Source organism: Streptomyces sp. NPDC041068 (assembly GCF_040647455.1).
Taxonomy (GTDB): Bacteria; Actinomycetota; Actinomycetes; order Streptomycetales; family Streptomycetaceae; genus Streptomyces.
Genome location: NZ_JBEZCG010000009.1, coordinates 1 through 24,287, shown reverse-complemented (window position 1 = coordinate 24,287; position 24,287 = coordinate 1). Strand labels below are relative to the sequence as shown.

The window sequence follows — 24,287 nt, the reverse complement described above, 5'->3', positions numbered from 1 at the left end:
TGTGCTCGGCAGAAAGGCGGACGGCGCAGGACCGTGGGTGCACCCGGCATGGCGCAACGCGTTTCCTGCCATTCTTCGCCCTCGCTTCCGGATCACCGTCCCGAGGTCCGAACGGCAGCGGACAACGGGCGGGTAATTCCCCCTCCGTCACGGCGATCCGGCCATGGCGGACCGCCGGTAACGGAGGGGGCGTGGGCGGACGGGTCGAACGGACTAGTCCGACGGGATCAGGAACAGATGGATCGACTGGTCCTTGGCGCGGTACCGGTCGTTCGCCGTGCCCTTCTTCGCCCGGTCCGAGACCACCACGACGTGGTCGGACGAGACCCAGGACACGCCCTCGGCGGTCCCGTAGACGGTGCGGCCCTTGCCGTCCGTCGGGAGGCGGTAGAGCGTACCCTCGTCCACCTCCCACTTCTTGGCGGAGATGCGGCCCACCCAGAGCGCCGACGACGCCTGGGACAGGACGGCGATCCTGCCGTCGCGCACCGAGAGGCTGCTGTAGTCCTCGAAGGGCAGCGAGCGGGGCAGCCGGATCGTGTCCACGTGGTCCCACTGGTCGGTGCCGCGCCGGAAGACCTGGACGCGGCCCCCGCCGGGCCGCCGCCCCTCCTTGCCGCCGCTGCAGCGGTTGCCCTCGCACAGGGCGAGCAGGTGACCCGTGCCGTTCCGGTCCACCCAGTCGAGCCCTTCCATGCCCTTGTTGGCGTCGGTGAGCGGGAAGTCGAGCGGGGCGGAGCCGCGGGGGCGCAGACGGCCGTCGTACTCCTGGACGTGGGCGCGGAACCCCTTCGACTTGGCGGGGACGGCCTCGCTCAGCGTGTAGTGACGGTCCTGGAGGGGGTCGTGGGCGAGATCCTCGTACCCCTCGACCTCGACGGCCTTCGCCGCCTTCGCGGTCGACTTCCTCGCGGTCGTCTTCTTTGCGGCCGCCTTCTTCGAACGGGCCTTTCCCTTGGCGCTGTTGGAGTCGAGAACGCCGTTCTCCGGAGCCTTGGGAGACAGCTCGCTGCTGATCCTGATGAACGACGTCAGGTTGTCGCAGACGACGAGGAAGACGCCGTCGTGGTAGATCACGCCGCTCGCCTCCAGGCGGTTGCCCGCGCCGTCGCCGATGAGGTCCTGGATCTTGGCCTCCTTGACGAGACGCAGCTCGCGGCTCTTCTCCTTGCCCTTGCTCTTGCCCTTGTCCGTGCCCTTGCCCGTGTTCTTGTTCGCGGTCATGACGGAAGGACCTCCATCGCGCCGGGGAAAACGGCGCCGGCGGCGCCGTTGGGATAGGTCTTGCGCAGCTCGGTGAGCTGCCTGCGGGCGCTGTCGTAGCGCATCCGCGTGTAGTGGTAGACGCCGTACGTGAACTGCGCCCCGCGGCTGAGCTCCCACTGGCGGTACGCCGCCCGGTACACCTCGTCGTTGGTGAACTGCCGCCCCGTGGACGGCTGTCCGTACGGGGTGGCCGACTCGGCGTACGCGGCCGGGGCGATGCGCTGCCACAGTCCGTCGGTCCGTCCGGAGCCCTCGGCGCCCATCAGCGCGGCGACCTGTTCGGGGCCGAACTCCGTGTCGAGCAGGTACTCCAGGTGGTCCAGGTAGTACTGGCAGAAGTCGTGGTGCCGCAGCAGGTTGGTGAGCAGCGGCAGGCGTGAGACCTCGTGCGGGGCGTGCGTGGTCCGGCAGTAGCCGCGGGTCATCGCGGGCCAGTCGAGCAGGTCCGTGTACTGCCACTGGGTGGCGAAGAAGTCGATGCCCGAGCTGTTGTCGTAGTCCCAGGGGATGAACGTGAAGTACGGGCGCGCCATGAAGCCCCGTGCGTCGCCGAGCCGCCCCGAGTTGTAGAGGTAGTAGTTCGACGGCGTGGCGAAGTAGTTGTCCCAGCTGCCGAGCAGCACGTTGGCGCCCGCCCAGCGCAGGAAGGCCCGGACGTTCAGGATGTCCTCGACGCAGGCGCGGTAGGCGTCGGTGCTGAACTTGCTCTCGCCGCCGGGGAGTTCGGTGCCCGAGACCGTCCGTATGAGGGTGGCGAGGTCGTCGTACGTGCTGGCGTCCGGGTCGTCCTCGTTGGTCTTCAGCCGGTACGTCCGGTCGTCGTCGCGGCTGCCGACGGTGAAGTACATGCGCCCGTCGTCCGTGCCGTCCGCGGCGGCGCGGCGCTCCAGGGTCGCGCAGCCGACGTCCCCGCAGTACGCCTTGTAGAGGTTGCCCTCCGAGTTCTTGCCGAAGTGGTCCTTGAGGAACTTCTTGTCGACCTGCTCGATGACCGAGAAGAGACCCATGTAGCGGTCGTTGAGGGAGAACGTCGCGTACGTGTGCCGGGCTGCGGGGACACCCGCGCGCTCCAGGAGCCGCCAGGCGACGGCCTCCCGCATCTGCGAGGGGTCGTTGTACATCGCCTTGAGGTTGACCCGCTCCATGCCGTGCAGCCGGTCCTGGCTCTCGCCGACCTCGAAGTCGGCCTTCCAGGACCGCTTGGGCGCGTGCGCCGTCATGTTGCCGCTGTTGACGAGGGAGAACGAGGGTGTGGAGAGCAGCAGAGCGTCGGGTGTATCGCTGCGGGCGATCGTCAGCCGCGCCCCGGCGGGCGCCTCCATCACCTCGTCGGCCGTGTACACGCCGGGCGGCCAGCCGGTGACCTTGACCTGATACAGGTCGTGGGCGAAGAACTCCGTCTTGTCCTGCGCCGCCGCGAGGTACTCCTCGACGACGCGGCCCGTCGCGGTGAGTGCGCCCGCGGCGTCCCGCAGCACCAGTCGGCCGTACGCCGTGGTGTCCACTTGGCCCTGCTCGACGAGCAGCAGGTCGTACAGCGCGCTGAACTCGGCCTTCGTGCGCAGTGCGGCGTCGGTGGGACCTGCCGTCGCGTTGGCCTGCTCGGCGAGTCGGCGGCCGGTACCCGAAGGCAGGTCGGCCGCCACGAGGGTCCGGTTCTTGAGCGCGTCCTGGAATATCGTTTTGTCGATGATCCTGTCCGTAGTCGTCTCCACGGTGCCTCCCAGTGGATTCCCGGCCGGGTTCAGCGGGTTCCGGGTGGAGCCCGGCAGGGCCGGCGGATCCTGGCGGTGAACTCCCTTCTCTACGCCGGGTGTCGCATGACCGCCAGCGGGTGAACCGGCCGTGGATGCGGCAGGGCTTTCAGGAGGCGTTCACGGAGCGTTCGAGGGAGTCGGTCAGCCATACGTAGGACGTGCCGAGGGTGACGGGATCGTCGCCGGCCTCGGCCGCGAGGCGCCAGTAGCGGCGCATGCGCGGGTCGCGGTCGGGGGCGACGTAGGAGAGCAGCCGGTTCCTGAACCGCGGGGTGTCGCTCGCGCGGCGGACCGAGGCGTGGGCCGCGACGAACCGGTCGAGCGCGGCGCCCGCGCGGGGCGGTTCGCCCGCCCGGACCAGCGGCACGGCCAGCGCGCAGGCCTCGCCGATGGCGTCCATCAACTCGTCCTCGTCGGCGATGAGTTCGGCACTGGCCCGCGCCCTCTGCAGCAGCCCCCGGGTCAGACTGCGGTCCCCGGCCAGGGCGAACAGCTCGGCGAAGGCGACCACTTGGGGCGGGGTCGGGTCGGCGGGCGGCTCGGGCACGGCCAGGGTGACGAACGCGCTGAGCATCGCGTCGGACACCGGCGCGACCATCGTGCGCCTCCAGAAGTCGATCAGCGCGGCGCGGGCGGCCTCCCCGCCCCGGACGGCCGCAAGCAGCTCCAGGCGGGCGGCACGCTCCGCGGGACCCGCCTCCTCGACGGCGCGCAGCGAGGCCCGACGCCAGGCCAGATCGGCGAGTTGTACGTCGAGCGCGGCCCGCTCGGCGGCGACGACCTCGGCCACGGAGTGCTCACCGGCGAGCACGCGCCTGACGGAGACCAGCCCGAGGCCGAGCCCGCGCAGCCGCTTGACGAGACCGAGCCGCTCGACGGCCGCCCGGTCGAAGCGGCGGTGGCCGCCGGTGCTGCGCACCGATTCGAGGATGCCTTCGTCGCAGTAGAAGCGGATGGTCCGCACCGGGACACCGGTCAGCCGCGCCAGGTCGCCGATCCCGAACGTGGCGTCGGCCACAGGCACTTGAACCTCCACTGGACTGGAGTTCCTACGGTACCGGCGTCACCCGATGAGAGGAGCTTTCGTGATGACGGCGACGTCGACGCTGGACACGGCACGCCTGGTGGAGGGCCTGCGCGAACAGACGGCGGGGTTAGCCCGCGCGGTCGCGGCGGGAAATCCCGAGGCCAGGGTCCCCACCTGCCCGGAGTGGCCCCTGCGCACCCTGGTCGGCCACGTGGGCCAGGAGCACCGCTGGGCGGCCGAACTCATCCGCAAGGGCGAGCAGTTGCCGGTCCCGGACCCGAAGGAGGCGGACCCGGGAGCCCCGGAGGGGTGGGCGGAATGGCTGCGCGAGGGCGCGGAGGACACGATCCGCGCGATCGAGGAGACCGGCGCGGAAACGACGGTACAGACCCTCTTCGGCCCGCGCCCTGCGTCGTTCTGGCTGCGCAGAATGCTGAGCGACACGAGCGTGCACCACTACGACGCGGTGCGCGCGAGAGAGGCGGTGGATTCGGCGGCTTCGGCGGCTTCGGCGGCCGAGGGTTTCGAGCCCTCCGCGGACTTCGCTCCCCCCGTCGACCTCGAGATCGCCGACGACCTCGCGGCGGACGTGATCGACGAGAACCTGTCCCTCCTGACCACCCCGGCGTTCGTGGCCCTCGAACCGGCCGTCACGGAACTGCGCGGCCAAGGCGAACGCATCGCCCTCCGCCCGGCCGCGCTGAAAGGCTGGCGGATCACGAGAACCCCCGAGGGCCCGCGCTGCGAACGCACCCACGCCAAGGCGGACGCGACGGTCTGGGGCCCGCCGGTCCCTCTCATGCTGCTCCTCGCAGGCCGCATCGGCCCGGAGGACGACAGGCTGACGGTGACGGGCGACCGAGCACTCGTGGACCACTGGCTGACCCACGCGTCGCTGTAGACCCACCGGTCCCTTGTGGCCACAAGTAGTCCACAGGCCCGGCGAGTTGACGGCGGCATGCGATCCTGTTGATCGCGCGGCGTCCGCGGTGGTGTCGCGTCCCGACCGGTTCGTACGAAGGAGAGCAGGGCGGCATGATCGTCGAGCACGTGATCTTCGACTGGGCGGGCACGCTCACCCCGTGGCACACCGTTGACCTGCCGGGCATCTGGCGGGAGACCGCGGGCGCGCTGGACGGGGTGGAGAGCCACCGGGTCGACGAGGTGGGCGAGCGGCTGTTCCGGGCCGAGCGCGAGCTGATGACCCGCTGCCGCGAGACCCAGCGCTCGGCCCGGCTCGACGAGGTGTTCGAGATGGCGGGGGTGGCGGCGCACGCGCGGGCCCTGGCGGTGTACCGCCGCGCCTGGGACGCCCACACCTTCACCGATCCGGAGGCCCTCGAGATGCTCGCGGGCCTGCGCGAGCGCGGCGTGGGCATCGGGGTCCTGTCCAACACGCTGTGGCCGGCCGCCTGGCACGACGAGATCTTCGACCGGGACGGCGTGCTCGGCTTCGTCGACTGCGCGATCTACTCGAGCGAGGTGTCCTGGAGCAAGCCGCACCCCGAGATCTTCGCGGCGGCCCTCGCGGCGATCGGCGCGACATCGCCCGACGCCTGCGTGTACGTGGGGGACCGCTCCTTCGAGGACGTCCACGGTGCCCGGCAGGCCGGGATGAGGACGATCTTCGTCCCGCACAGCTCCGTCCCCGCCGACGAACTGGGCGACCACGCCGCCGAGCCGGACGCGGTGGTCACCACCCTCAAGGACGTGCTGACGGTGGTCGACGACTGGAACACGGGGGTCGACCGCCCGCGCGCGTGAGCCGGTCCGCGGGTGAGTTCAGTCCGTCTCCAGTACGAAGGATGTCCGCGCGGTGGTCAGCCTCGGAGCCTGCGCCTCCACCAGGTAGGTGCCCGTGCTCGCGGAGCCCCCCTCCGGCGAGCCGCAGCCGGGGGAGCTGGGAGCGCGGTCCCATTCGACGGTGCGGGTCACACGGTCCCCGGCGGGCACGAGGACGACGGAGCTGCCGGAACCCGCGGGGCAGTGCGCGGAGGACCACAGAGGTTCATCGGCGCCTGCCTGAGTCACCGTCAGAACGGTCTTCTGCGGCCCCAGATCCAGCTTGCAGTCACTGCCGGAGGCATTCGTGGCGGACAGTTCGAAGGCTGGAATCTCGCTGGGGGCGTAGCTGTTCCGGACGCTGCGCACCTTGAACGCCACGCCGCTCTCCGTGCAGTCGGGAAGGGTGGGGCGGCCGTCGGTGTCGGCCTGCCCGGCGTTCGAACTGCCGCTGCTCCCTCTTGCCGTACGCGACCCGCTCGGCTTGTTCGACTTGCTCGGCTCACCGGATCCACTCGGCTTGCTGGACTTGCTCGTCGGGGATGGGGAGTCGGGGCCGGAGGCGGACACGCTGGGCGTGGGCGACCCCCCGGCTCCGGCCGCCTTGCTCGCTCTGTCGCCGTCTCCCTTGTCGTGGTCGCCGAAGGACGCCAGCACCCAGGTGGTCGCGGCGAGAAGGGCGAGCAGCGCCAGCGCGGAAAGCGCCAGCCACCCATGACGCCGGGCGCCGAGGCCGCTGCCGGCCGCCGTATCCGCATCCGCCCCTGTCGTCGCCTCCGCGAGGGGTGCCGCCGGTGGCTTCAGCGTCTTCGACGGGGGCAGCAGGAGGAACGTGTCGGAGGGAATGTCGCCGATGGTCCGCAGCGTCTGGGGCTGTCCCTTCTTCCCGTACGCCCGGTGCAGCTCCGTCACCCGCTCCTGGACCGCCGCCGCGAACGCGTCGAGGGGGAGCGCCGTGGTGGCAGGCTGGGAGGCGACGACGTCCGACACCGACCGCGAGAAGATGCTGAACGACTCGCCGGGAACGACGCCGGGAGCCGGGTCGGCAGGCGACTCCTGCGGACGCACGAACAGCGCGAGCTGCGCGGGCGAGCAGGCGTACACATAGGCCACCTTGCGGCGCAGCGCGGCGCTGATCTTCTGCCGGCTCCACTGCCTGACGCCCGCCACGCCCATGGCCCCCTGCTCGATCCCCTCGCGGCAGGCGTCGATCAGGAAGACCACGTGCCCGGCGGGGGTCTCGTCGAGGTGTCGGCGCCAGTCGATCGCCACGCATCCCGACTCGAAGGGGTGGGTGTCCTCGTCGATGTCCTCCGGTACGAGATAGTCGCGGCCCCCGGCGTGCACGCCGTGCCCGCTCAACAGGATGAGCAGCGTGTCGCCGGGGTGTGCGCGCCTGAGGAACCCGATGACGCGGGCGTTCACGAAGTTCGCCGAGATCTGCTTCCCGCCGTCCCGCGCCGCCAGGACCTGCACCTCGTCGAACCCTCGGTCTTCCAGGACGGATCCGAGGCGGGCGAGGTCGTCCGGGACGAAGGGGAGCGGCGACACCCCGGACGCGTCGTAGTCGCTCGCGCCGATGAGCAAGGCGCGGTGACGCCCCATCAGACGCGCGTCACTGCTTGAAGACCAGCACGATGCCGCGGCTGCTCTGTGCCTGTGCGCTGCCGATGAACTGCACGCCGCCGCTCGCCGTCACCTGGCAGGTCAGATGCGCCTCCCGCAACGGCAGAGGCCCTCCGCGCGCGGCGGCCTCGGTGAACAACTCCTGCAGCGCGTCCACGGCTTCGGCGAGGTTCTTGCGCAGCGGCCCCAGAGGGACGTTCCGCAGCCGGGCCTCGCCGTCCCCTCCGCCCCCGAACAGCCCCATGGAGTCGTCCTCGCCTTCGAGGTCTTCGTCGTACGACACCCAGAAGGGCAGGGCCGGTTCGTCGGACGGTACGGCGGCTGCGGTCACGGATCCCCCTTGGTCGTCGATGGAGTGCCAACTCTACGAAGACGACGGGTGGTTCATGACCGACTAGCGGAAATGGGAGGGCATGGATGAGGGGGTGGGCGAGGGCGCGGTCGGGTGGGAGTGGGCGCGGCGGGAGGTCAGCGGAGTCGGCGTACAAACCCGTCGTAGTCGCCGTTGGTGTCGTCGGGGACCAGTTGCGCCGATTCGCTGCCCAGGCCGATCCGTCGGGCCCCCGCGCCGACCGAGTAGACCGCCACGGAGCTGTCCGTGACCGGCCCGCCCGCGGCGGACTCGCTGACCAGCCGGGTCGTGCCGGTGCGCAGGTCACGTAGGTAGACGTTGGCGGGCCCGGTCCGCCCGTCCGCCGACCGCGGATCCGCCAGATAGGCCACGTACCGCCCGTCCGCGCTCAGCACGGGCTGGCGCACCCGGTCCTCCCCGGCGGGACCGGCGTTGACGCGCCGGGTCACGTCCCCGCGCAGATCACGGACGTACGCGGTGGAGCCTTCGTCGGGCTTCTCGCCCGGTACCAGCTCCTCGTCCCCCCAGTAGTCGAAGGCGATGGACCGGCCGTCCGCGGAGAACGAGCCGTCCATCGCGTACCGCACGGCGGGGGTCCCGTCCGGCTTGACGTTCACCTGCTCCTCGGTGCCGGTCCTGCGGTCGTGCACCAGCATGCGGCCGTACGAACTGCGCGGCACCAGCTGGGTGTACGCCACGTAACGGCCGTCGGCGCTCATGTCCTGCAGGAGCGCCGGGTTGTCGGGGCGGCCGCGGTTGGTGGTCCGCTCCACGTCGCCGGTGCGGCGGTCGAGGACGTACACGGCTCCGAAGAGGTCGCCGGGCTCGTCCTCCATCCGGTCGGCCTTGGCGTTGAAGGCGATGTACCGGGCGTTCGCCGACATGGTGGCGCCCGCCGCGAAGGCCGTGCCTCCGTCCAGGGCGACGCTGATCCGCTTCGTGGTGCCGGTGCGTCGGTCGTGCAGGTAGATGTCGTCGCCCGCGCCGGTCGGGGGAGGGGTGTCCCAGTGGACGAGGTTGTCGGCGTTGGAGCGGAACAGGACGTACCGCCCGTCGGCGCTGATGGCCTGCGCGGACGATTCGCCGTCGCCCTGCGCGCCGTCCGAACCGACGCTGACCCGCTCGACGGTCCCCTTGCGCAGATCGCGTACGAAGACGTCGGAGGAGCCGTTCGTGTCGCCGGGCACGAGATTGGACGCGTACGCGGTGAAGACGGCGAAGCGGCCGTCGGTGCTGAACCTGGGCCCGTACGAGTCGCCGTTGCCCTGTTCCCCGGTGGCGGACAGCGTGACCCGCTCGGTCCCGGCCCTCGCCTGGGACGCCGAGGCCGCCGACGTCACCGGCAGCACGACCATCGCCCCCGCGATCACCGCGACGGACATTCCACGCATGGCTCTGAACACAGTTCCCCCGATTCTCCCCGTTTTCGCATGGCCCCAAGTCCCCTGCCCGAGGCCCACCTTGAGGCAAACGCATCACCACGCACACGGCCAATCCCCCGAATTGAGCACAACCCGGGCGCGACGTCAGGCGTCCGCGAGACGAAGACGGGCGCGAAGGCGCAGTGGGACAGTGAAGAAGTCCGTCATCGATCAAGAGAAGAGATCCTTCGGCATGGCCGTCATCCACCGCACCACCCTCAGACCGACCAAGCTGGAACTGCTCACCTCCTGGCTGCCCACCCGCCCGTGGTACCGCGGCGCGCCCGTGCCCGAGTTGGCCAAGTCCGGCGGCTTCCGCATCGACGACCCGCGGGGCGAGGTCGGCATCGAGTTCATGGTGGTCACCGACACCTCAGGCCCGCACCCCACCGCCCACCTCGTGCCGCTCGCCTACCGCGGCGCCCCGCTCGACGGCGCGGAGCACGCCCTCGTCGGCACCATGGAACACGGGGTCCTCGGGCGCCGCTGGGCCTACGACGGCGCTCACGACCCGGTCGTCGCCGCCCAGTTGCTGGCCCTGGTCGAGGGGCGGGCGCAAGCCCAGGACCAGAACACCAGTGACGTCCCGGACCGGGACGTCATCTCCTCCTACACCGGCGAGGGTCCGATCTCCGCGACGGCCGGGACCGTCACCGCCGACGACGAAGAAGGGACCGCCCTGGCCGTCCCGGACGGACCCGTCCTCCGGCTGCACCGCGCCCTGCACCCCGCCCAGGACGCCCCGACCGCCCTTCCGCAAGGAGCGATCGGTCACATCTCCGGAGCCTGGAGCCTGCCCGACGGCACGCGGACGCGAGGGCTGTTCGCCGTGCTGCACGCGTAATCCCGGGCCTGGCGGCGCCTGTTCACGCTCTGTTCGCCCTCTGCTCACCGCGCAGGTGATCCATTGTGTGGCCTGTGCCTCCCGGGTGGGCTGTTGCCCTGCCACCAGGGTGCCCGAGTAGGGTCGGAGGCCGCGTGACGGCTGACGGCCGCACCCCGGCCTTTTGGCCCTCGCGAGGGCGCATGCCTTGTGAGGGCACATGCGTACGTGGCCTTCCCGGCCCCACCCGGGAGGGCGCTCGGCATGCGCGCACGGGAAACCCCCGTACGCGCCGGGCACCGGGATGCGGCTCCTGACGTCTCACGGGCAGTACGGCGGGCCCCCGGGCCCGCACCCCCCACACATAAAGAGTCGCGCGTGCGCGGCCGCAGATCAGGAGCACCAGTGCAGGGCATCCCCCACATAGCCAGCACACCGCACGACGGGCGATGGTCGCCCGTACCCCCTGCCCACAGAGAGCAGTACGCCGGGCAGGACACGCAGTACGACGTCAGGCAGGACTCGCGGTACGCCGCGCACGACATGACGCAGCCCGTGCCGTACCAAGGCGCGGCGGCCCCCTACGTCGCCCCGGTGGCCCCGCGCCCTCAGGACGACGAGCCCCAACTCCCCGTCTTCATCGACGAGTCGGGCTGGCGCAGGCGCGCGCTGCAAGGCGTGGCGCTGGCCGTGGGCCTCGTCTGCATCGGGTATCTGCTGTTCGTCGGCGTGCTGTTCAGCGGGCTCATGCAGCCGGTCGGCACGCATCCGCCGCGCATGAACGGGCCCGTGCCCGCAGGGCCGGACACCGGTGACAGACCCGCCCCGCCGCCGGCCGGAGCCCCGAAGCAGTGAGCCGGAGTGCCGCTGTCCGCCGCCCGCCGCGCGGACACTGGCTCGTGCTCCTCCTCGTACTCCTGGTGGTCGCCGTCACCCTCCTCTTCGAGGGCTGGACGACCCACCAGGTCGACGCCGCACGCACCAAACCGCCCTGCACCAGCCCGATCCCGCGCGAAGCGGACGACGGCAAGCCGCTGCTGCGGTTCGGCCCGAAGGGGGTCACCACCGCGGCCATGCCGCCGGGAACCGTCGCGCTCACCTTCGACGGCGGGCTCGACCCCGTGTGGACGCCGCGCCTGCTCGACCTGTTGCGCAGACACCACGCGCGGGCGACCTTCTTCGTCTACGGGAAGGACGCGGCCGAGCACCCGAAGCTGATGCGGCGCATGCTGTACGAGGGCCACGAGATCGGCTCGTACACCTACAGCGGTGGCGACCTGGGCGTCGCGTCGTCGCTGCGCGCCCGCCTCGAACTGTCGCTCACCCAGACCGCTCTGGCGGGTTCCGTCGGCGTCAACACCACCTTGCTGCGGCTGCCGCACACCACGGCGGCGGACACCCTCTGCGGCCCCCAGTGGCCTGCGGCGAAGCGCGCCGCGGAGCAGGGCTACCTGGTGGTCGCGTCGGACCACAAGGACCGCAAGCCCTGGCGAGGCCTCGTGTCGCAGCACAGCCAGACCGACCTCGGCTACCACGAGGCGCGGGACCTGCTGCGGGACCGCGGCGCCAAGCGGTTCACCACGATCAGCGGCGGCCTGGACCGCCCCTCCTTCGTCGAGCAGGTCCCGGTCGCCCAGGAGATCAAGGGCGAGGGACTGATCTGGTCGAAGCGGCTCGGGCACGCCTTCCTCACCGCGATGGTGTGGACGCTGACCCTCGCGGGCGCGCTCGGCGTCCTGCGGATGCTCCTGTTCACCGTGTTCGCCCGGCTCCACGTGCGCAGGCTGCACCGGTACCGGCCCGGCGCGCCACGGCTGCGGGAGGTGCGCGACCCGGTGACGGTGCTCGTGCCCGCGTACAACGAAGAGGCCGGTATCGCCTCCACCGTGTACTCGCTGCTCGCCTCCACGTACCCGCACTTCCAGATCATCGTGATCGACGACGGCTCGACCGACGCCACCGCCGACATCGCCGAGGACATCGACGACGCGCGGGTGACGGTGATCCGCCAGCCCAACGGCGGCAAGCCGAGCGCCCTCAACACCGGCCTGGCGCACGCCCGGTACGACATCGTCGTGATGGTCGACGCGGACACCATCTTCGAACCGGAGGCCCTGGCCCGGCTCGTCCAGCCGCTCGCCCACCCGGCGGTCGGCGCGGTCAGCGGCAACACCAAGGTCGGCAACCGGCGCCGCATCCTCGGCAAGTGGCAGCACCTGGAGTACGTACTCGGCTTCAATCTGGACCGGCGGATGTTCGAGGTCCTGGAGTGCATGCCGACGGTGCCGGGCGCGATCGGCGCCTTCCGCAGGGACGCGCTGATGGGTGTCGGCGGCGTCAGCGACGAGACCCTGGCCGAGGACACCGACCTCACGATGGCGCTCTGGCGGGCAGGATGGCGCGTCGTCTACGAGCAGTCGGCGGTCGCCTGGACCGAGGTCCCGAGCACTCTGGGGCAGTTGTGGCGCCAGCGCTACCGCTGGTGCTACGGCACCCTCCAGTCGATGTGGAAGCACCGGCACGCCGTGGTGGAGGTCGGCCCCGCAGGACGCTTCGGCCGGCGCGTGCTGCTCTACGTCACGCTGTTCCAGATCGTGCTGCCGCTGTGCGCGCCGGTCGTGGACATGTTCGCCCTGTTCGGGGCGTTCTTCCGCGACCCGGTGGAGGCCGCCCTCGTCTGGTTCGGGTTCCTCTCCGTGCAGCTGGTCACCGCCGCGTACGCGCTGCGGCTCGACCGCGAACGGCTGCGCGTGCTGTGGGTACTTCCGCTCCAGCAGTTCGTCTACCGGCAGCTGATGTACCTGGTGGTCTTCCACTCCGTGGCCACGGCGCTGCTCGGCACCCGCCTGAAGTGGCACAGCATGAAGCGCACCGGGACCGCGGACCCGTATCTGCTCGACGCGCCGTCCGAAGAGGAGCGGCAGAGCCTGCAAGGGAGCCGGCCATGACAGATCCGCTGACAGATCCGCTTGCCGCGCGTGAGCGGTTCGCCGAGCGCCCCAGCTCCCACTACGGACCTCGGCGCGCCCACGCCCGGCAGTCGAAGGTGAAGCGCAGGCGGCTGCGGCGTGCGGTGCTCGTCGTGCTCGCGGTCGTGGCCGTCGTGGTGGGCGGGACGTACGGCTGGGCCGAGACCCGGCTCCAGCGCGACGTCGACCTCGGCGCGTACGGGGACCGGCCGCCGCCCGGCGAGGGCACCAACTACCTCATCGTGGGCTCCGACAGCCGCGACGGGCTCTCCGAGGGCGACGTGAAGGACCTGCACGCGGGCGGGGGCGGCGGGCGGCGCACCGACTCGATGATGCTGCTGCACACCGGGGCCCACGGCACCAGCATGGTCAGCCTGCCGCGCGACTCCTGGGTCACCGTGCCGGGCCGCCTCGACACGACGACGGGCAAGACGAAGCGCCCGGAGGGGGACAAGCTCAACGCCGCGTTCTCCTACGGCGGCCCCGAACTCCTCGTCCACACCGTCGAGCGGAACACCGGGCTGCGCATCGACCACTACGCGGAGATCGGCTTCGCCGGGTTCGTGAACATCGTCGACGCCATCGGCGGCGTACGCATGTGCCTGGACAGGGACATCAAGGACGAGAAGTCGGGCGCCGACCTGCGCAAGGGCTGCCAGACCCTGAACGGCAAGCAGGCGCTCGCCTTCGTCCGCCAGCGGCACCAGGAGAGGGAGGGCGACCTGGGCCGCTCCAGGAACCAGCAGAAGTTCCTGTCGACCCTCGCCCACCAGGCCGCACGCCCCGACACCCTCCTCGACCCGACGGAGATCGCCCCGGCCGTGGAGGCCGGGCTCGACACGCTCATCGTCGACGAGGACATGAGCCTGCGGGACCTCGCCGAGATGTTCCGCGCGGTGCAGGGCGTCGCGGGCGGTCACGGCAGGCAGATCAACGTGCCCGTGTCCGGCATCGGCGTCCCCACGCCGAAGGGCAACGTACTGAAGTGGCACGCGAAGAGGTCGGCGAAGCTCTTCGACGACCTGCGGCACGACCGCCCGGTGACGGAGACCGGAAAAGTGGCTCGGTGACCACGGGTCACACGAGTTCGGCCGCCGGTCGCGGTTCCGCCTGCCGCGGCAGCCGCACCGGCGCCGGCTGTGCGTCCCACATCCTGGTGGTCCGTACGTAGCCGTAGATGACGGAGAGCATCAGCAGAACGACCAGCGGCCCGAACACCCACGGACGCGCGGCCATCTCGACCGGCAGGAAGCGGTACGAGGCGAGGAGCGCGGCGAAGACGGCCGTGCCGTGGGCGACCAGGCGGATCCCCGACCGGTCCCAGCCGCGGTCGAACGTGCGCAGCCCCGCCTCGACGGTGAGCGCGAACACCACGCCGGCGAGGAGGTCCACGCCGTAGTGGTAGCCGAAGCCCAGCGTCGCGCAGAGCGTGGCGACGAGCCAGAACGTCCCCGCGTACCGCAGGAGGCGCGGCCCCTTGCGGGAGTGGACGAAGATCGTGGTGGCCCACGCCGTGTGCAGGCTGGGCATGCAGTTGCGCGGGGTGATCCCGTCGTACGGCACCGGGTGCGGGACGCCGATCGACGGCGCCGTGTGCGGCCACAGATCGGCCACCGCCCACTCCACGCCGCCGGTGCCCGAGGTGCCGGGACCGTAGGCGAAGATCGGCCCGACCACCGGGAAGACCATGTAAAAGGCGGGTCCGATCAGGCCGATGAGCAGGAAGGTACGCACCAGATGGTGCCGTGGGAAGCGCCGCTCGGTCGCGACGTTGCGCAGTTGGTACAGCGCGACGGCGACCGCGGCGACGGCGAGCTGGGCGTAGACCAGGTCGAGCACATAGGTGCTGACCGGACCACTGGCCTCAAGAAGCCGACCCGCCAGCCACGACGGATTGCCGAGCGCGTGATCGGCGGCGGCCACGTACGGATCGAGCACGGTCGGACGGGTCTTCGCGGTGATGAGCAGCCAGGTGTCGCCGGTCTTGCGCCCGGCCACGAGCAACAGCCCGAGCCCGACGCCTTTGAGCAGCAGCATCCGCTCGTCACCGCTGCGGCGGGTCAGGGCGATGACCCCCACACCCAACATCACCCACAACGCCCCGTTCCCGAAGAACTGGTCCTCGGGCACCTCGGCACCGACCGCCCACCGCACGCACACGAAGACGGCATCGATCCCGATCGCGGCCCCGGCGGCGATGAACCGCTGCCGCCAGGTGAGCACGACCATCATCAAGGCCAGACCGCCGTAGAGCGGCCCCGGCTTGGGCGGGAAGATCACCTCGCGCACCTGATTGGTGATCGGCCCAGGTTCACCGCCGTAGTGCCGGGCGGCGACCTCCAACGCGACAAGCAGCCCGAGGGCCACCGCGCCGGCCGAGGCCCACAGGATCATCCGGGGCCGACGCAGCACGGCAAACGTCATTCTGGGCTTTATTCGCGAAACCACCCGCGAACTATAGGTATCAACGAGCCGATCATGCCATCGGGGTCGGCGCGCTCGGTGCCCCTGTCGAGGATGAAGCGAATGGTGCTAGCGTCATTGGCATCATGCTGCTGAGACTGAACGCCGCGGACAGCCGTCCGTTGCACGAGCAGGTGGCGAGCGCGATCCGCCACGCCGTCGCCGAGGGGGAGTGCGGCCCGGGGGACCGGCTGCCTCCGGCGCGCGACCTCGCCGAGGCGCTGGGTGTCAATGCCAACACCGTGCTGCGCAGCCTCCGGGCGCTGCGCGACGAGGGCGTGCTGGAGTTCCGGCGCGGCCGGGGCGTGACCGTGGCCGACGGCGCGGACCAGCGCTCCGTACTCGTGGAACGCGTAGGCGATCTGATGGCTGAGGCGAGACGCCTCGGTTACAGCAGGACCGACCTCATCGAGATGATCAGGGGGATGCCGTGAACAAGCGCACGGGCCGCGGGAGCGGGATGACGTGGGGTGCTGTCGGCTGGTGCGCGGGAGTCCTGCTGGTGCTGGTCGGCATGCCTCTGGCAGCGAGGGGACGGCTGCCGGAGCGAGTGGCCACGCACTGGAGCGGAGCGGGGAAACCTGACGGCTCCATGCCGCTGTGGGCGGCGGCACTGTTCCCGGCGCTGGTCTGGGCCGTGCTGGCTCTGGGCGTGACGCTCGGGCTGTGGCGAGCCGGCCGGGGAGCGCGAGCGGCGCTACACGGATGGGCCGGTCTCAGCCTGCTGGCCGGAGGGATCTTTCTGGTCGGCGGGCAGGCGTCGGTCGTGCGGGCGAACCTGGACCGGTCGGACTGGCGCGAGGCCGGTTCGGTGACCGGCTGGGTCGTGGCGACCATCGTGGCGGCTGCCGCGGTCGGCACGGTCGTCTGGCTCGCGGCCCGTCGGGAATCCGCGGCACAGGGCCGGGCGGAGGACGGCCCGACCATGGACATCCCCGAGGGCCAGCGGCTGGTGTGGCTTTCGCGCATGTCCAACCCGTGGCTTCGTGCGACGTCGGCCGTCACGGGGCTGGTGGCCCTGACCGCCGTCGTGGCCGCCGTCGGAGGTCTGGTGAGTCCGCATCGAGCGCTGACCTTGATGGCACCGTTCGCCCTCGTCTCGGTTCTGGTCCTCGGCTGCGCCTCGGTACAGGCCCGGGTCAGCGAGGAGGGGCTGAAGGTGTCCTTCGGGCCGTTCGGTTGGCCGGCGCGTCACTGGGCTGTCCGTGACATCGAGTCGGCCCGCGTCGAGCAGCGCACACCGGCACAGGTGGGCGGTTGGGGCTACCGGCTGAGCGGGATGGGCACCACCGTCATGCTGCGTCGCGGCGAGTGCCTCGTCATTCGGGCCAGGGGCAAGGACTTCGCGGTGAGCGTGGACGATGCCGAACGGGGCGCCGCACTTCTGAACTCCTTGGGCGCGAGCTGTCCAAGGTGAGAAGTCGGTGTGAGCAGGCGGTGCGAGAAGTCGGTGTGAGAATCCGGTGGGCTGCCAAGTGAAAGGGCCGCCCACCGGAAGGTGTGGGCGGCCCTTGTATGCACCAAATCGGCCGGCGGGAAAGCCTCATTGAGAATGTCCGCGTGATCGCACGTAGCGCCGACCGAAGTAGAGCATCCCCAGTGCTCCGCCAACTGCGGCAGCGCCACACAAGGCAGCCGCCCATTGAGCCATGTCCTGTGTGATCCACAGCAGGCTCACGACGACCAGCGCCACGGAGAACAGGAATCGCTCTCCAATTCCCGGGCTGCGGCGCCTTTTCAGTCCCTGCTGGCGGTGCACGAGTATGTGACGCCCTTCATCTTGATGGTCCGCCACCCTGCCATCGCGCCGATCGGGGCGACATCCGCGTTGACCGGTGCGACATCAGTTCCGCCACCGCCGCCGCCGCTCTGCTTCCGGCAGTAGTAGCCGAGTGCGTCGAGCTTCTTGATGTCACTCATGGCCTGGTACTTCTTGTACGACTTGATCATGGCCGCTCGCTTCTGCGCGGGCGTCACTTGCTTCGCCTTCGTGTACGCGTAGCACCCGACGCTGGCGCCGATCCCCACCCACGATGCACCCTTGGCCAGCGCCTTGGCAAGGCCTGCCGCGCCGCTTCCGATTCCCAGGACGGCACAGATCTCATCCGCGCCGAGAGCCCGGTAATCCGCTGCTGGACGCGTAGTTACCGCATTCCCGTCGCCGTGTGCCGAAGCCGCGTATGCCGTGTTGCCCGCCACCCCGGTCAAGGCGCAGGCAATCGCGACGGAAATCCCTTTGTTGCGCATGCTCACGAAGCTGTTCCCCCAACTTCCCTAAACTGCTTGGTCATTGCATTGAGGACGCTAGCAGCGGGTACTCCGCGCACGCAATGATCTTGCTTGAAGGGAAGGTTTCCTTGACGAGGTGCGCTCGGTGCGGCTGCGGCCGCTTCCGCCCGCGACGACATCCGCCCACGGCGACATCCGCTCACAGTCAGTGACCACCGCACCGAACTGGCCGAATGATCTCGCGTCTGCCTCCGTGTGCTGTCGGCGTGCCTCAACTCGCCCATTCCGCATGTGACTTGCCTGCCCAGCATGCAACTCCCGTGTTCCGTAAGAGAGTTGACGGCACCCTTCCGTCAGGTGGCGATGGCCCGGTGTGACGGGCGGCAGTGGTGTCCACGAACAAGCCCATGTCACGGCGGCTCGCCGACGCGACGGTACCGATGCTGCAACCGTTCGCCTGTACACCAGGGATCTGCGGGCGTCCGAGCCCCGGCCGCGCACCGTCTGAGTGCCGCGGGCGGCGGGTCCGGTCACGGATGGCGACGCTTCCCTGCCGCATGGCCGAAACCTGTAGCTGAGCAACCGAACAATCTTGGGATTCTCTGGTCATGCGCCTCTCCAGGCACTTAAGTACCTGTCGGGCACTCGCTACCGGCCACAAGCGAAAGCCACCGGCCCGGTTATGCGCCAACGGCCGTCTCCACCCTGCTCGTCGGCCCGCACCGCTGTCCTCCGCATGACCGTGCCCCCCCGTCCCAACTGTCCCGAGGGTCCTTCTGCCTATGCCCGCCAGTGCACACCGTTCGGTGTCGTGCTCACACCGTCCGGCGAGCCGCAGCGCGCAGGACGGGCGCTGATGGAGAGTTCGAACCCGGCGGGCCGGGCGAACCCGGCCGGTCGAGACACAGACCTCTATGCGGCGGTGCAGGACATCCGGGCGGGTTACTGGATGCAGATGCGGCAGGTGCTGGCCCGGACGGGCAACTGGCAGCAGTGGACATCCCGCACACAGGTGCTGGGGGTTGTCGCAGCCCAGGCCAACGTCGTGGAGTTGTGGCTGAAAGAGGAACCGGAGAGCCTCGCTGCCCGCGTGATGTACGCCAGAGTCGCCACCGAACGCGTGCTGCAGGCCCACCGGAGGGACTGGGCGCGTGACTACCGGCGGGCAGGGGACCTGGAGAAGCTGGTGGCCCGTGCCCGGGACGCGTGCCACAGGGCGGGTGAGGGGAATCCCGACGACGCGGTGCCCTGGATCTGCCGCCTGGCCCTGGCCGAAACGGACGCGACAGGACGCTACCCGGAGCATTACGTGGCTCCGCCACCCCATGAGTATCTGCTGCCCGGCGGTCCATGGGGCCTGCTGGGGGAAGTGCACCGACGAGATCCGTTCAACCGCGAGGCATGGCACCGCATGTCCCAGGCGCTCCAGGCCCGCCCGGGGCCGGCGGGCCGCCAGGCCGTCGCGACGGATTTCGCCCGCTGGACGGTCTCCTTCGCGCCGTCCGACTCGCCACTGCTCCTGCTGCCCCTCTACGCCCGTGTGCAGGAGCACCGGGAGCGAAGGGACAACGGCGCCGAGGGCATGCTGAACCTGCTGTGGACCAGGGAGGACACCACCCGGGCCGTCACGCAGGCATTCGAGGGCTGGTTCCAGAAGTGCGATCCGGTCACCAGTTCCCAGATGGATCTGAACTACCTCGCCTACGCCCTGGCGAGGGGCGGCTTCGCTCACTGGGCAACCGAAGTGTTCGACGCCATCGGCGACTTCGCCACGCCCGCCCCGTGGCAGTACGACGCCCGGCACCCCAAGGACCAGTGGCGGAAGGCATTCGAGGAGGACCGCGACGCCTGCCTGAGATCCCACCCGCGGCAGACGGGAGAACACCCATGACCGCCGACCCGGCCCCATGGGCGGGCGGGTGCCGCCACGTCCTGCCGGCGGCCCGGCAGCCACCCCGCCTGCACCCCCCATTTCAGCTTTCCTGTGCGGAGAACCCATGACTTCGGTAAGAGCACCGCGCCAGCAGCAGTCGAACCCGGTCGACGACGACGGGGAGGACGCGCGCATCCTCCAGTCGCTGGGCTACACCCAGCAACTGCACCGACGGATGGGGGCTTTCGGCAATTTCTCGGCCTCCCTGTCGGTCATCTCGATCATGTCCGGGACCTTGCTGCTGTTCGGCTACGGCCTGGACTCGGGAGGCCCCGCGGTGATCACGTGGGGGTGGCTCGCCGTCGGGCCGCTGGTGCTGTGCCTGGCCGCGGCCCTGGCGGAGATCACCTCCCGCTACCCCACCAGCGGCGGCCTGTACTACATGGCCCGCCAGCTCGGAGGCGAGCGGTGGAGCTGGTACACCGGCTGGCTCAACCTCCTGGGCCTGCTCGGCGGAATCGCCGCCCAGGACTACGGCATCGCGACGTTCACCGCCGCGTGGATGAACCTGCAGTTCGGTTACACGCCGACCCCGGGCTCCCTGCTTGCCCTGTACGCGGTCATCCTCGCACTGCACGCGGTCCTGAACCTCTTCGGCACCCGGCTGATGAACATCCTGACGTCCCTGAGCGCGTGGTGGCACCTGGCAGGGGCCGTCGTCATCATCGGCGCCCTGGCTCTCGTGCCCTCCGAGCACCAGTCGGCCGGCTTCGTCTTCTCCGAGTTCACCAACAACACCGGCTGGAGCGCCCCGGTATACGTGATCCTGCTGGGCATGCTGCTGCCGGTCTTCGCCCTGGCCGGCTACGACACCTCGGCCCATCTGAGCGAGGAGACCAACCACGCCTCCGTCGCGGCGGCCCGCGGGATCTTCCGCTCGGTGGCGGTGTCCTGGATCGCCGGCGGCATTCTGCTGACCACCCTCCTCTTCGCCATCCAGGACTACGCCGCGACCTTGGACAGCACGACCGGCGTACCAGTGGCGCAGATCCTTCTGGACGCGCTGGGCATGGCGGCGGCCAAGGCCCTGCTCCTTGTGATCATCGTGGCCCAGTTCCTGTGCGGCTACACCGTGACCGCCAGCGCCAGCCGGATGATCTACGCCTTCGCCCGGGACGGCGCCCTGCCCGGATCGGGGCTCTGGAAGAAGGTCAGCCGCCGCACCGCCATCCCCGCCAACGCGGTCTGGCTCGCGGTCGCCGTGGCTTTCGTGCTCGCGCTGCCGTCCTTGTACTCCTCGACGGCGTTCTCGGCGGTGACCGCCATCTCGGTCGTGGGATTCACCTCGGCCTACGCCATCCCGGTACTGCTGCGACTGCTCCACCGCGACCGATTCACCCCGGGGCCCTGGAACCTGGGCCGCTGGAGCCGGCCGATCGGCTGGGTGGCGGTGGTGTGGGCGGCCGCGGTCACGGTGCTGTTCCTGCTGCCGCAGAGCAGCCCGATCACCGCCACCACCTTCAACTACACCCCCGTCGCCGTAGTGGTGGCCTTCCTCATCGCCGCCCTGTGGCGGCGCTTCGGACGCGACTCCTACCACGTGCCCCGCTCCAGTTCCCCTACCGAGGACAAGCAGTTCGAAGGCATCATCTGATGGCAGCGACACCGCGTGCCGCGACCTCGACGACTTCGAACACCTCGACGACCTCGAACACCTCGAATTCCTCGACGACCTCGAAAACCTCAACAACCCGCGGGGGTACGGTGACTGGCCTCACGGAGTCCATCGAATCGGCACAGCAGCTCACCGTGGCCTGGCGCGCCCTGGTGCTCGACCGCGACGCGGACGCGGATGTACGCGACCTCCCCGGCATCGCCGTCCGCTGGGCCGACTGCCGATTCTCGTTCTACAACTGCGTCACTCTGACCGACCAGGGGGCGGGAGCCGATCTCGTCGCACAACGCCTGAGCCAGGCGGCGGACATCATGCGCGCGAAGGAGCACCCGGGCTACCTGTGGCTCTTCGAGGACCTCCTCGACGACGAGGCTCGCACCGCGCTGGCCACGGCGGCCGATCAGGCGGGCCTGCAGTACGCCTTCCCCGGCAGGGGCATGGCCGGAGACCTGCTGCCCGTCCCCGACCCGGTCCACCCCGACCTGACGTTCGTGCGCGTGCGCACCGACGAGCACTTGCGGGCCTACGCGGACCTCCAATCACGCGCCTACGGGTTCCCGTTGGAGGAAGGCCGCGACGGCCTGGTCGGATCCGCGCACTGGAAGAGCGAGATGTACGCCTACCTGGCCATGCGAGGCGACGTTCCGGTGGCGTGTGCCGCGACGGTCGAAGCGGAGGGCCGCCTCTTCGTCGCCTTCGTCGCCACCGACCCGCAGTGGCAGCGCAAGGGCTATGGCGAGGCGGTCACGCGCAAGGCGCTGTACGAGGGCGCCCGAGCCACCGGGCTGACCCGCGCCACTTTGCACGCGACCGTCGCCGGGGCCCCCGTGTACCCGCGTATCGGTTTCACACCGAACTCACCCATCCACTTCTACAACTTGAAGGCGTGAGTTCTTCGACTTGAACGCGTGAGCCGACGGGGTCGGCCCACGCGTTGGTACGCCGGGCACCGGCAGCAGCGGTCGGGCCGCCGGTGAGCGACGCAATCACACGTCGGTGAAGCCGAGTTGAACGGCACCGGCGCAAGCGCGGACAACGCCCCCCCCGAGCCGCCGAGAAACCTTCCGTTCGACCCACCCTCGCGAGATCGGAACGGCAACAGCAACTCCGCGTGTTAACGGAAAGTTTGCAGGCCGGACGCCCTGTTGGCGCGTCAGAAACCCGACCCGCGCGGCGAGGTGGCGGGCGTGTTGACTGGCCGTCAGATGCTGCGACAAGCCCACCGTCACGCGTGTGACATACCTCACCGCGCCAAGTGCGCGGAGTCGGAATGCGTCGAAGATGCAACCCAGCGTGATGGTTGCGGAGGGCGGGAAACCGGTGGGTGCTGATTCGACTTCCCCCGTGCGGTTACTCTCCGTGGCGCGCCTGCCGAGGTGGTCTAGGTGTGCCCTGTTTTCCGCCAACTCAAAAATGTTGACAGTCAGTCCGGGGTCCGGCTTAGGCTGCCGATGGCCAAGATGATCTAGCGGTTGGCTAACGGGGAAGATCGCAGCGCGTCCGGTTGGTGACGCATGTCGCGATATTCAATCTTCAACGGCGAACGGGGGCCGTAGGTGGGTGCGTCGGGTTCTGCCTTTTCGCAGAGCAGTGGCATTGCCGTGATCGGCCTCTCGTGCCGTTTTCCTCAGGCTTCCGGCCCGGCGGAGTTCTGGCAGCTTCTGCGGGACGGCGTCGACGCGATTTCGGAGGCTCCGTCGGAGCGCTGGGGAAGCGCTGAGCTTTTCGACACGGATCCATCTACTCCAGGTAAATCCGTCTCCCGTTGGGGCGGTTTCCTCGATCGTGTCGACGAGTTCGACCCGCGTTTCTTCGGAATTTCCCCGCGTGAAGCCGCGGCAATGGACCCTCAGCAGCGCCTCATGCTGGAATTGAGCTGGGAAGCGCTGGAAAGCAGCGGCATCGCGCCGTCGGCGCTGCGGGAGAGCCGCACGGGGGTCTTCGTCGGCGCCATCTGGGACGACTATGCCGAACTGGCCAGGGGCCGCGGACTGGACGGCATCGGTCCGCACACGCTGACCGGCCAATCCCGCAGCCTCATCGCGAACCGCGTCTCCTATGCCCTTGGCCTGCGCGGCCCCAGCCTCGTGGTGGACACGGGGCAGTCCTCGTCGCTCGTGGCGGTCCATCAGGCGGTTCAGGCCCTGCGCTCGGGGGAGTGCTCGCTCGCCCTGGCGGGTGGCGTCAATCTCATGCTCTCTGGAGCGAGCACCGTCGAAACGTCGAAGTTCGGTGGGCTGTCCCCGGACGGACGATGCCGGACGTTCGACGCCGATGCGAATGGGTTCGTACGCGGTGAAGGCGGTGGCCTCGTCGCCTTGAAGAGGCTCGACGACGCGCTGGCCGACAACGACAGGATTCTGTGCGTTATCCGGGGCAGCGCCATCAATAACGATGGCGGTGGTGAGGGCCTTACCGCGCCTCGCGGAGAGGCCCAGGAAGACGTCCTGCGGGCGGCGTACGAACAAGCGGGGATCGCCCCCGAAAGAGTGCAGTACGTCGAGCTCCACGGAACTGGAACTCGCGTCGGCGACCCGATAGAGGCGGCCGCCCTGGGAGCGGTCCTTGGCGCCGCTGCCCGGGAACGGAGCAGCTCTGCGCTCCGGGTCGGTTCGGTGAAGACCAACGTGGGACATCTGGAGGCCGCCGCCGGTATTGCCGGGCTTTTGAAGGCCGTCCTCGCAATGCGTTTCCGGGAGATTCCGCCGAGCCTTCATTTCCGTTCGGTTAACCCTGCGATTCCGCTGGATGAATTGAATCTGCGGGTACAGACGGAACTCGAGCAGTGGCCGACGCGCCCGGATGAACCGATGGTGGCGGGCGTCTCCTCGTTCGGCATGGGCGGCACCAACTGCCATGTGGTCCTGGAGCAGGCGCCGCCCAGCGAACAGCGGAAGCCCGGCGAACCGGCGGAGCCGGCGCAAATGCCGGTGGTGCCGTGGGTGTTGTCGGGTCGTGGTGTGGAGGCTTTGGGGGGTCAGGCGGGGCGGTTGCTCTCTTGTGTGGAGGGTGCTGCGGGGTTGT

General features: G+C 70.0%; 21 protein-coding genes. 12 read left to right on the top strand and 9 right to left on the bottom strand.

Annotated features, from left to right (window positions below; all coding sequences use genetic code 11):
* Positions 1-213 precede the first annotated feature (213 nt).
* The 3 genes from AB0B50_RS21495 to AB0B50_RS21485 form a co-directional block, all read right to left on the bottom strand.
* A complete protein-coding gene (locus AB0B50_RS21495; RefSeq protein WP_362334038.1) occupies positions 214-1,224 on the bottom strand; it encodes a hypothetical protein in 1,011 nt (336 codons plus the stop codon).
* Positions 1,221-2,981, bottom strand: a complete 1,761-nt coding sequence (locus AB0B50_RS21490) for a CotH kinase family protein (protein WP_362334035.1) — start codon at positions 2,979-2,981, stop codon at positions 1,221-1,223. The genes AB0B50_RS21495 and AB0B50_RS21490 overlap by 4 nt, the downstream gene beginning before the upstream one ends.
* Positions 2,982-3,129: 148 nt before the next feature.
* The gene (locus tag AB0B50_RS21485) at positions 3,130-4,047 is read right to left on the bottom strand and encodes a MerR family transcriptional regulator (protein WP_362334032.1); all 918 of its coding nucleotides are present in this window, start codon (positions 4,045-4,047) and stop codon (positions 3,130-3,132) included.
* Between the two features lie 64 nt (positions 4,048-4,111).
* Here AB0B50_RS21485 and AB0B50_RS21480 point away from each other — a divergent pair, with 64 nt between their 5' ends.
* Positions 4,112-4,951, top strand: coding sequence for a maleylpyruvate isomerase family mycothiol-dependent enzyme (locus tag AB0B50_RS21480; protein ID WP_362334030.1), 840 nt, complete (start codon positions 4,112-4,114; stop codon positions 4,949-4,951).
* A 134-nt stretch (positions 4,952-5,085) separates the two neighbouring features.
* Positions 5,086-5,814: an HAD family hydrolase gene (locus AB0B50_RS21475; RefSeq protein ID WP_362334027.1), complete on the top strand. Its 729-nt coding sequence runs from the start codon at positions 5,086-5,088 to the stop codon at positions 5,812-5,814.
* 18 nt (positions 5,815-5,832) lie between these two features.
* On the opposite strand, the gene AB0B50_RS21470 is transcribed toward AB0B50_RS21475, so the two are convergent.
* The 3 genes from AB0B50_RS21470 to AB0B50_RS21460 form a co-directional block, all read right to left on the bottom strand.
* Entirely contained in the window at positions 5,833-7,437 is a 1,605-nt protein-coding gene (locus tag AB0B50_RS21470; RefSeq protein ID WP_362334024.1) for a caspase family protein, read from the bottom strand.
* A gap of 10 nt (positions 7,438-7,447) precedes the next feature.
* Complete coding sequence (locus AB0B50_RS21465) at positions 7,448-7,789, bottom strand: hypothetical protein (protein WP_362334021.1); 342 nt, start codon at positions 7,787-7,789, stop codon at positions 7,448-7,450.
* A gap of 137 nt (positions 7,790-7,926) precedes the next feature.
* Positions 7,927-9,201: a hypothetical protein gene (locus tag AB0B50_RS21460; RefSeq protein ID WP_362334018.1), complete on the bottom strand. Its 1,275-nt coding sequence runs from the start codon at positions 9,199-9,201 to the stop codon at positions 7,927-7,929.
* A 223-nt stretch (positions 9,202-9,424) separates the two neighbouring features.
* On the opposite strand from AB0B50_RS21460, the gene AB0B50_RS21455 reads away from it, so the two are divergent.
* The 4 genes from AB0B50_RS21455 to AB0B50_RS21440 all read left to right on the top strand — a co-directional run bounded on the left by AB0B50_RS21455 (position 9,425) and on the right by AB0B50_RS21440 (position 14,093).
* On the top strand, positions 9,425-10,075 hold the full coding sequence (locus tag AB0B50_RS21455) for a 1,4-alpha-glucan branching protein (protein WP_362334015.1): 651 nt from the start codon (positions 9,425-9,427) through the stop codon (positions 10,073-10,075).
* 384 nt (positions 10,076-10,459) lie between these two features.
* Positions 10,460-10,909, top strand: a complete 450-nt coding sequence (locus AB0B50_RS21450; RefSeq protein WP_362334013.1) for a hypothetical protein — start codon at positions 10,460-10,462, stop codon at positions 10,907-10,909.
* Entirely contained in the window at positions 10,906-13,002 is a 2,097-nt protein-coding gene (locus AB0B50_RS21445; RefSeq protein ID WP_362334010.1) for a bifunctional polysaccharide deacetylase/glycosyltransferase family 2 protein, read from the top strand. Before AB0B50_RS21450 ends, AB0B50_RS21445 begins: the two co-directional genes overlap by 4 nt.
* Positions 12,999-14,093 (top strand): LCP family protein, encoded by a 1,095-nt coding sequence (locus AB0B50_RS21440; protein WP_362334007.1) that lies wholly within the window; start codon positions 12,999-13,001, stop codon positions 14,091-14,093. Before AB0B50_RS21445 ends, AB0B50_RS21440 begins: the two co-directional genes overlap by 4 nt.
* Positions 14,094-14,100: 7 nt before the next feature.
* On the opposite strand, the gene AB0B50_RS21435 is transcribed toward AB0B50_RS21440, so the two are convergent.
* Positions 14,101-15,447 (bottom strand): phosphatase PAP2 family protein, encoded by a 1,347-nt coding sequence (locus AB0B50_RS21435; RefSeq protein ID WP_362334004.1) that lies wholly within the window; start codon positions 15,445-15,447, stop codon positions 14,101-14,103.
* 125 nt (positions 15,448-15,572) lie between these two features.
* On the opposite strand from AB0B50_RS21435, the gene AB0B50_RS21430 reads away from it, so the two are divergent.
* Together AB0B50_RS21430 and AB0B50_RS21425 are read left to right on the top strand one after the other, a co-directional pair.
* On the top strand, positions 15,573-15,920 hold the full coding sequence (locus tag AB0B50_RS21430) for a GntR family transcriptional regulator (RefSeq protein WP_362334001.1): 348 nt from the start codon (positions 15,573-15,575) through the stop codon (positions 15,918-15,920).
* A gap of 26 nt (positions 15,921-15,946) precedes the next feature.
* Complete coding sequence (locus tag AB0B50_RS21425) at positions 15,947-16,903, top strand: DUF1648 domain-containing protein (RefSeq protein WP_362334852.1); 957 nt, start codon at positions 15,947-15,949, stop codon at positions 16,901-16,903.
* A 320-nt stretch (positions 16,904-17,223) separates the two neighbouring features.
* On the opposite strand, the gene AB0B50_RS21420 is transcribed toward AB0B50_RS21425, so the two are convergent.
* Positions 17,224-17,733: a hypothetical protein gene (locus AB0B50_RS21420; RefSeq protein WP_362334850.1), complete on the bottom strand. Its 510-nt coding sequence runs from the start codon at positions 17,731-17,733 to the stop codon at positions 17,224-17,226.
* Between the two features lie 793 nt (positions 17,734-18,526).
* Here AB0B50_RS21420 and AB0B50_RS21415 point away from each other — a divergent pair.
* Both AB0B50_RS21415 and AB0B50_RS21410 read left to right on the top strand, forming a co-directional pair.
* On the top strand, positions 18,527-19,606 hold the full coding sequence (locus AB0B50_RS21415; RefSeq protein ID WP_362333998.1) for a hypothetical protein: 1,080 nt from the start codon (positions 18,527-18,529) through the stop codon (positions 19,604-19,606).
* Positions 19,607-19,712: 106 nt separating this feature from the next.
* Positions 19,713-21,242: an amino acid permease gene (locus AB0B50_RS21410; RefSeq protein WP_362333995.1), complete on the top strand. Its 1,530-nt coding sequence runs from the start codon at positions 19,713-19,715 to the stop codon at positions 21,240-21,242.
* On the opposite strand, the gene AB0B50_RS21405 is transcribed toward AB0B50_RS21410, so the two are convergent.
* Complete coding sequence (locus tag AB0B50_RS21405; RefSeq protein ID WP_362333993.1) at positions 21,235-21,366, bottom strand: hypothetical protein; 132 nt, start codon at positions 21,364-21,366, stop codon at positions 21,235-21,237. The two genes, AB0B50_RS21410 and AB0B50_RS21405, sit on opposite strands and share 8 nt — an antisense overlap.
* On the opposite strand from AB0B50_RS21405, the gene AB0B50_RS21400 reads away from it, so the two are divergent.
* Both AB0B50_RS21400 and AB0B50_RS21395 read left to right on the top strand, forming a co-directional pair.
* Positions 21,353-22,153 (top strand): GNAT family N-acetyltransferase, encoded by an 801-nt coding sequence (locus AB0B50_RS21400; RefSeq protein WP_362333990.1) that lies wholly within the window; start codon positions 21,353-21,355, stop codon positions 22,151-22,153. The two genes, AB0B50_RS21405 and AB0B50_RS21400, sit on opposite strands and share 14 nt — an antisense overlap.
* Positions 22,154-22,864: 711 nt before the next feature.
* Positions 22,865-24,287, top strand: a 1,423-nt coding sequence (locus tag AB0B50_RS21395) for a polyketide synthase (RefSeq protein WP_362333987.1), incomplete at its 3' end; no start/stop codon positions are given.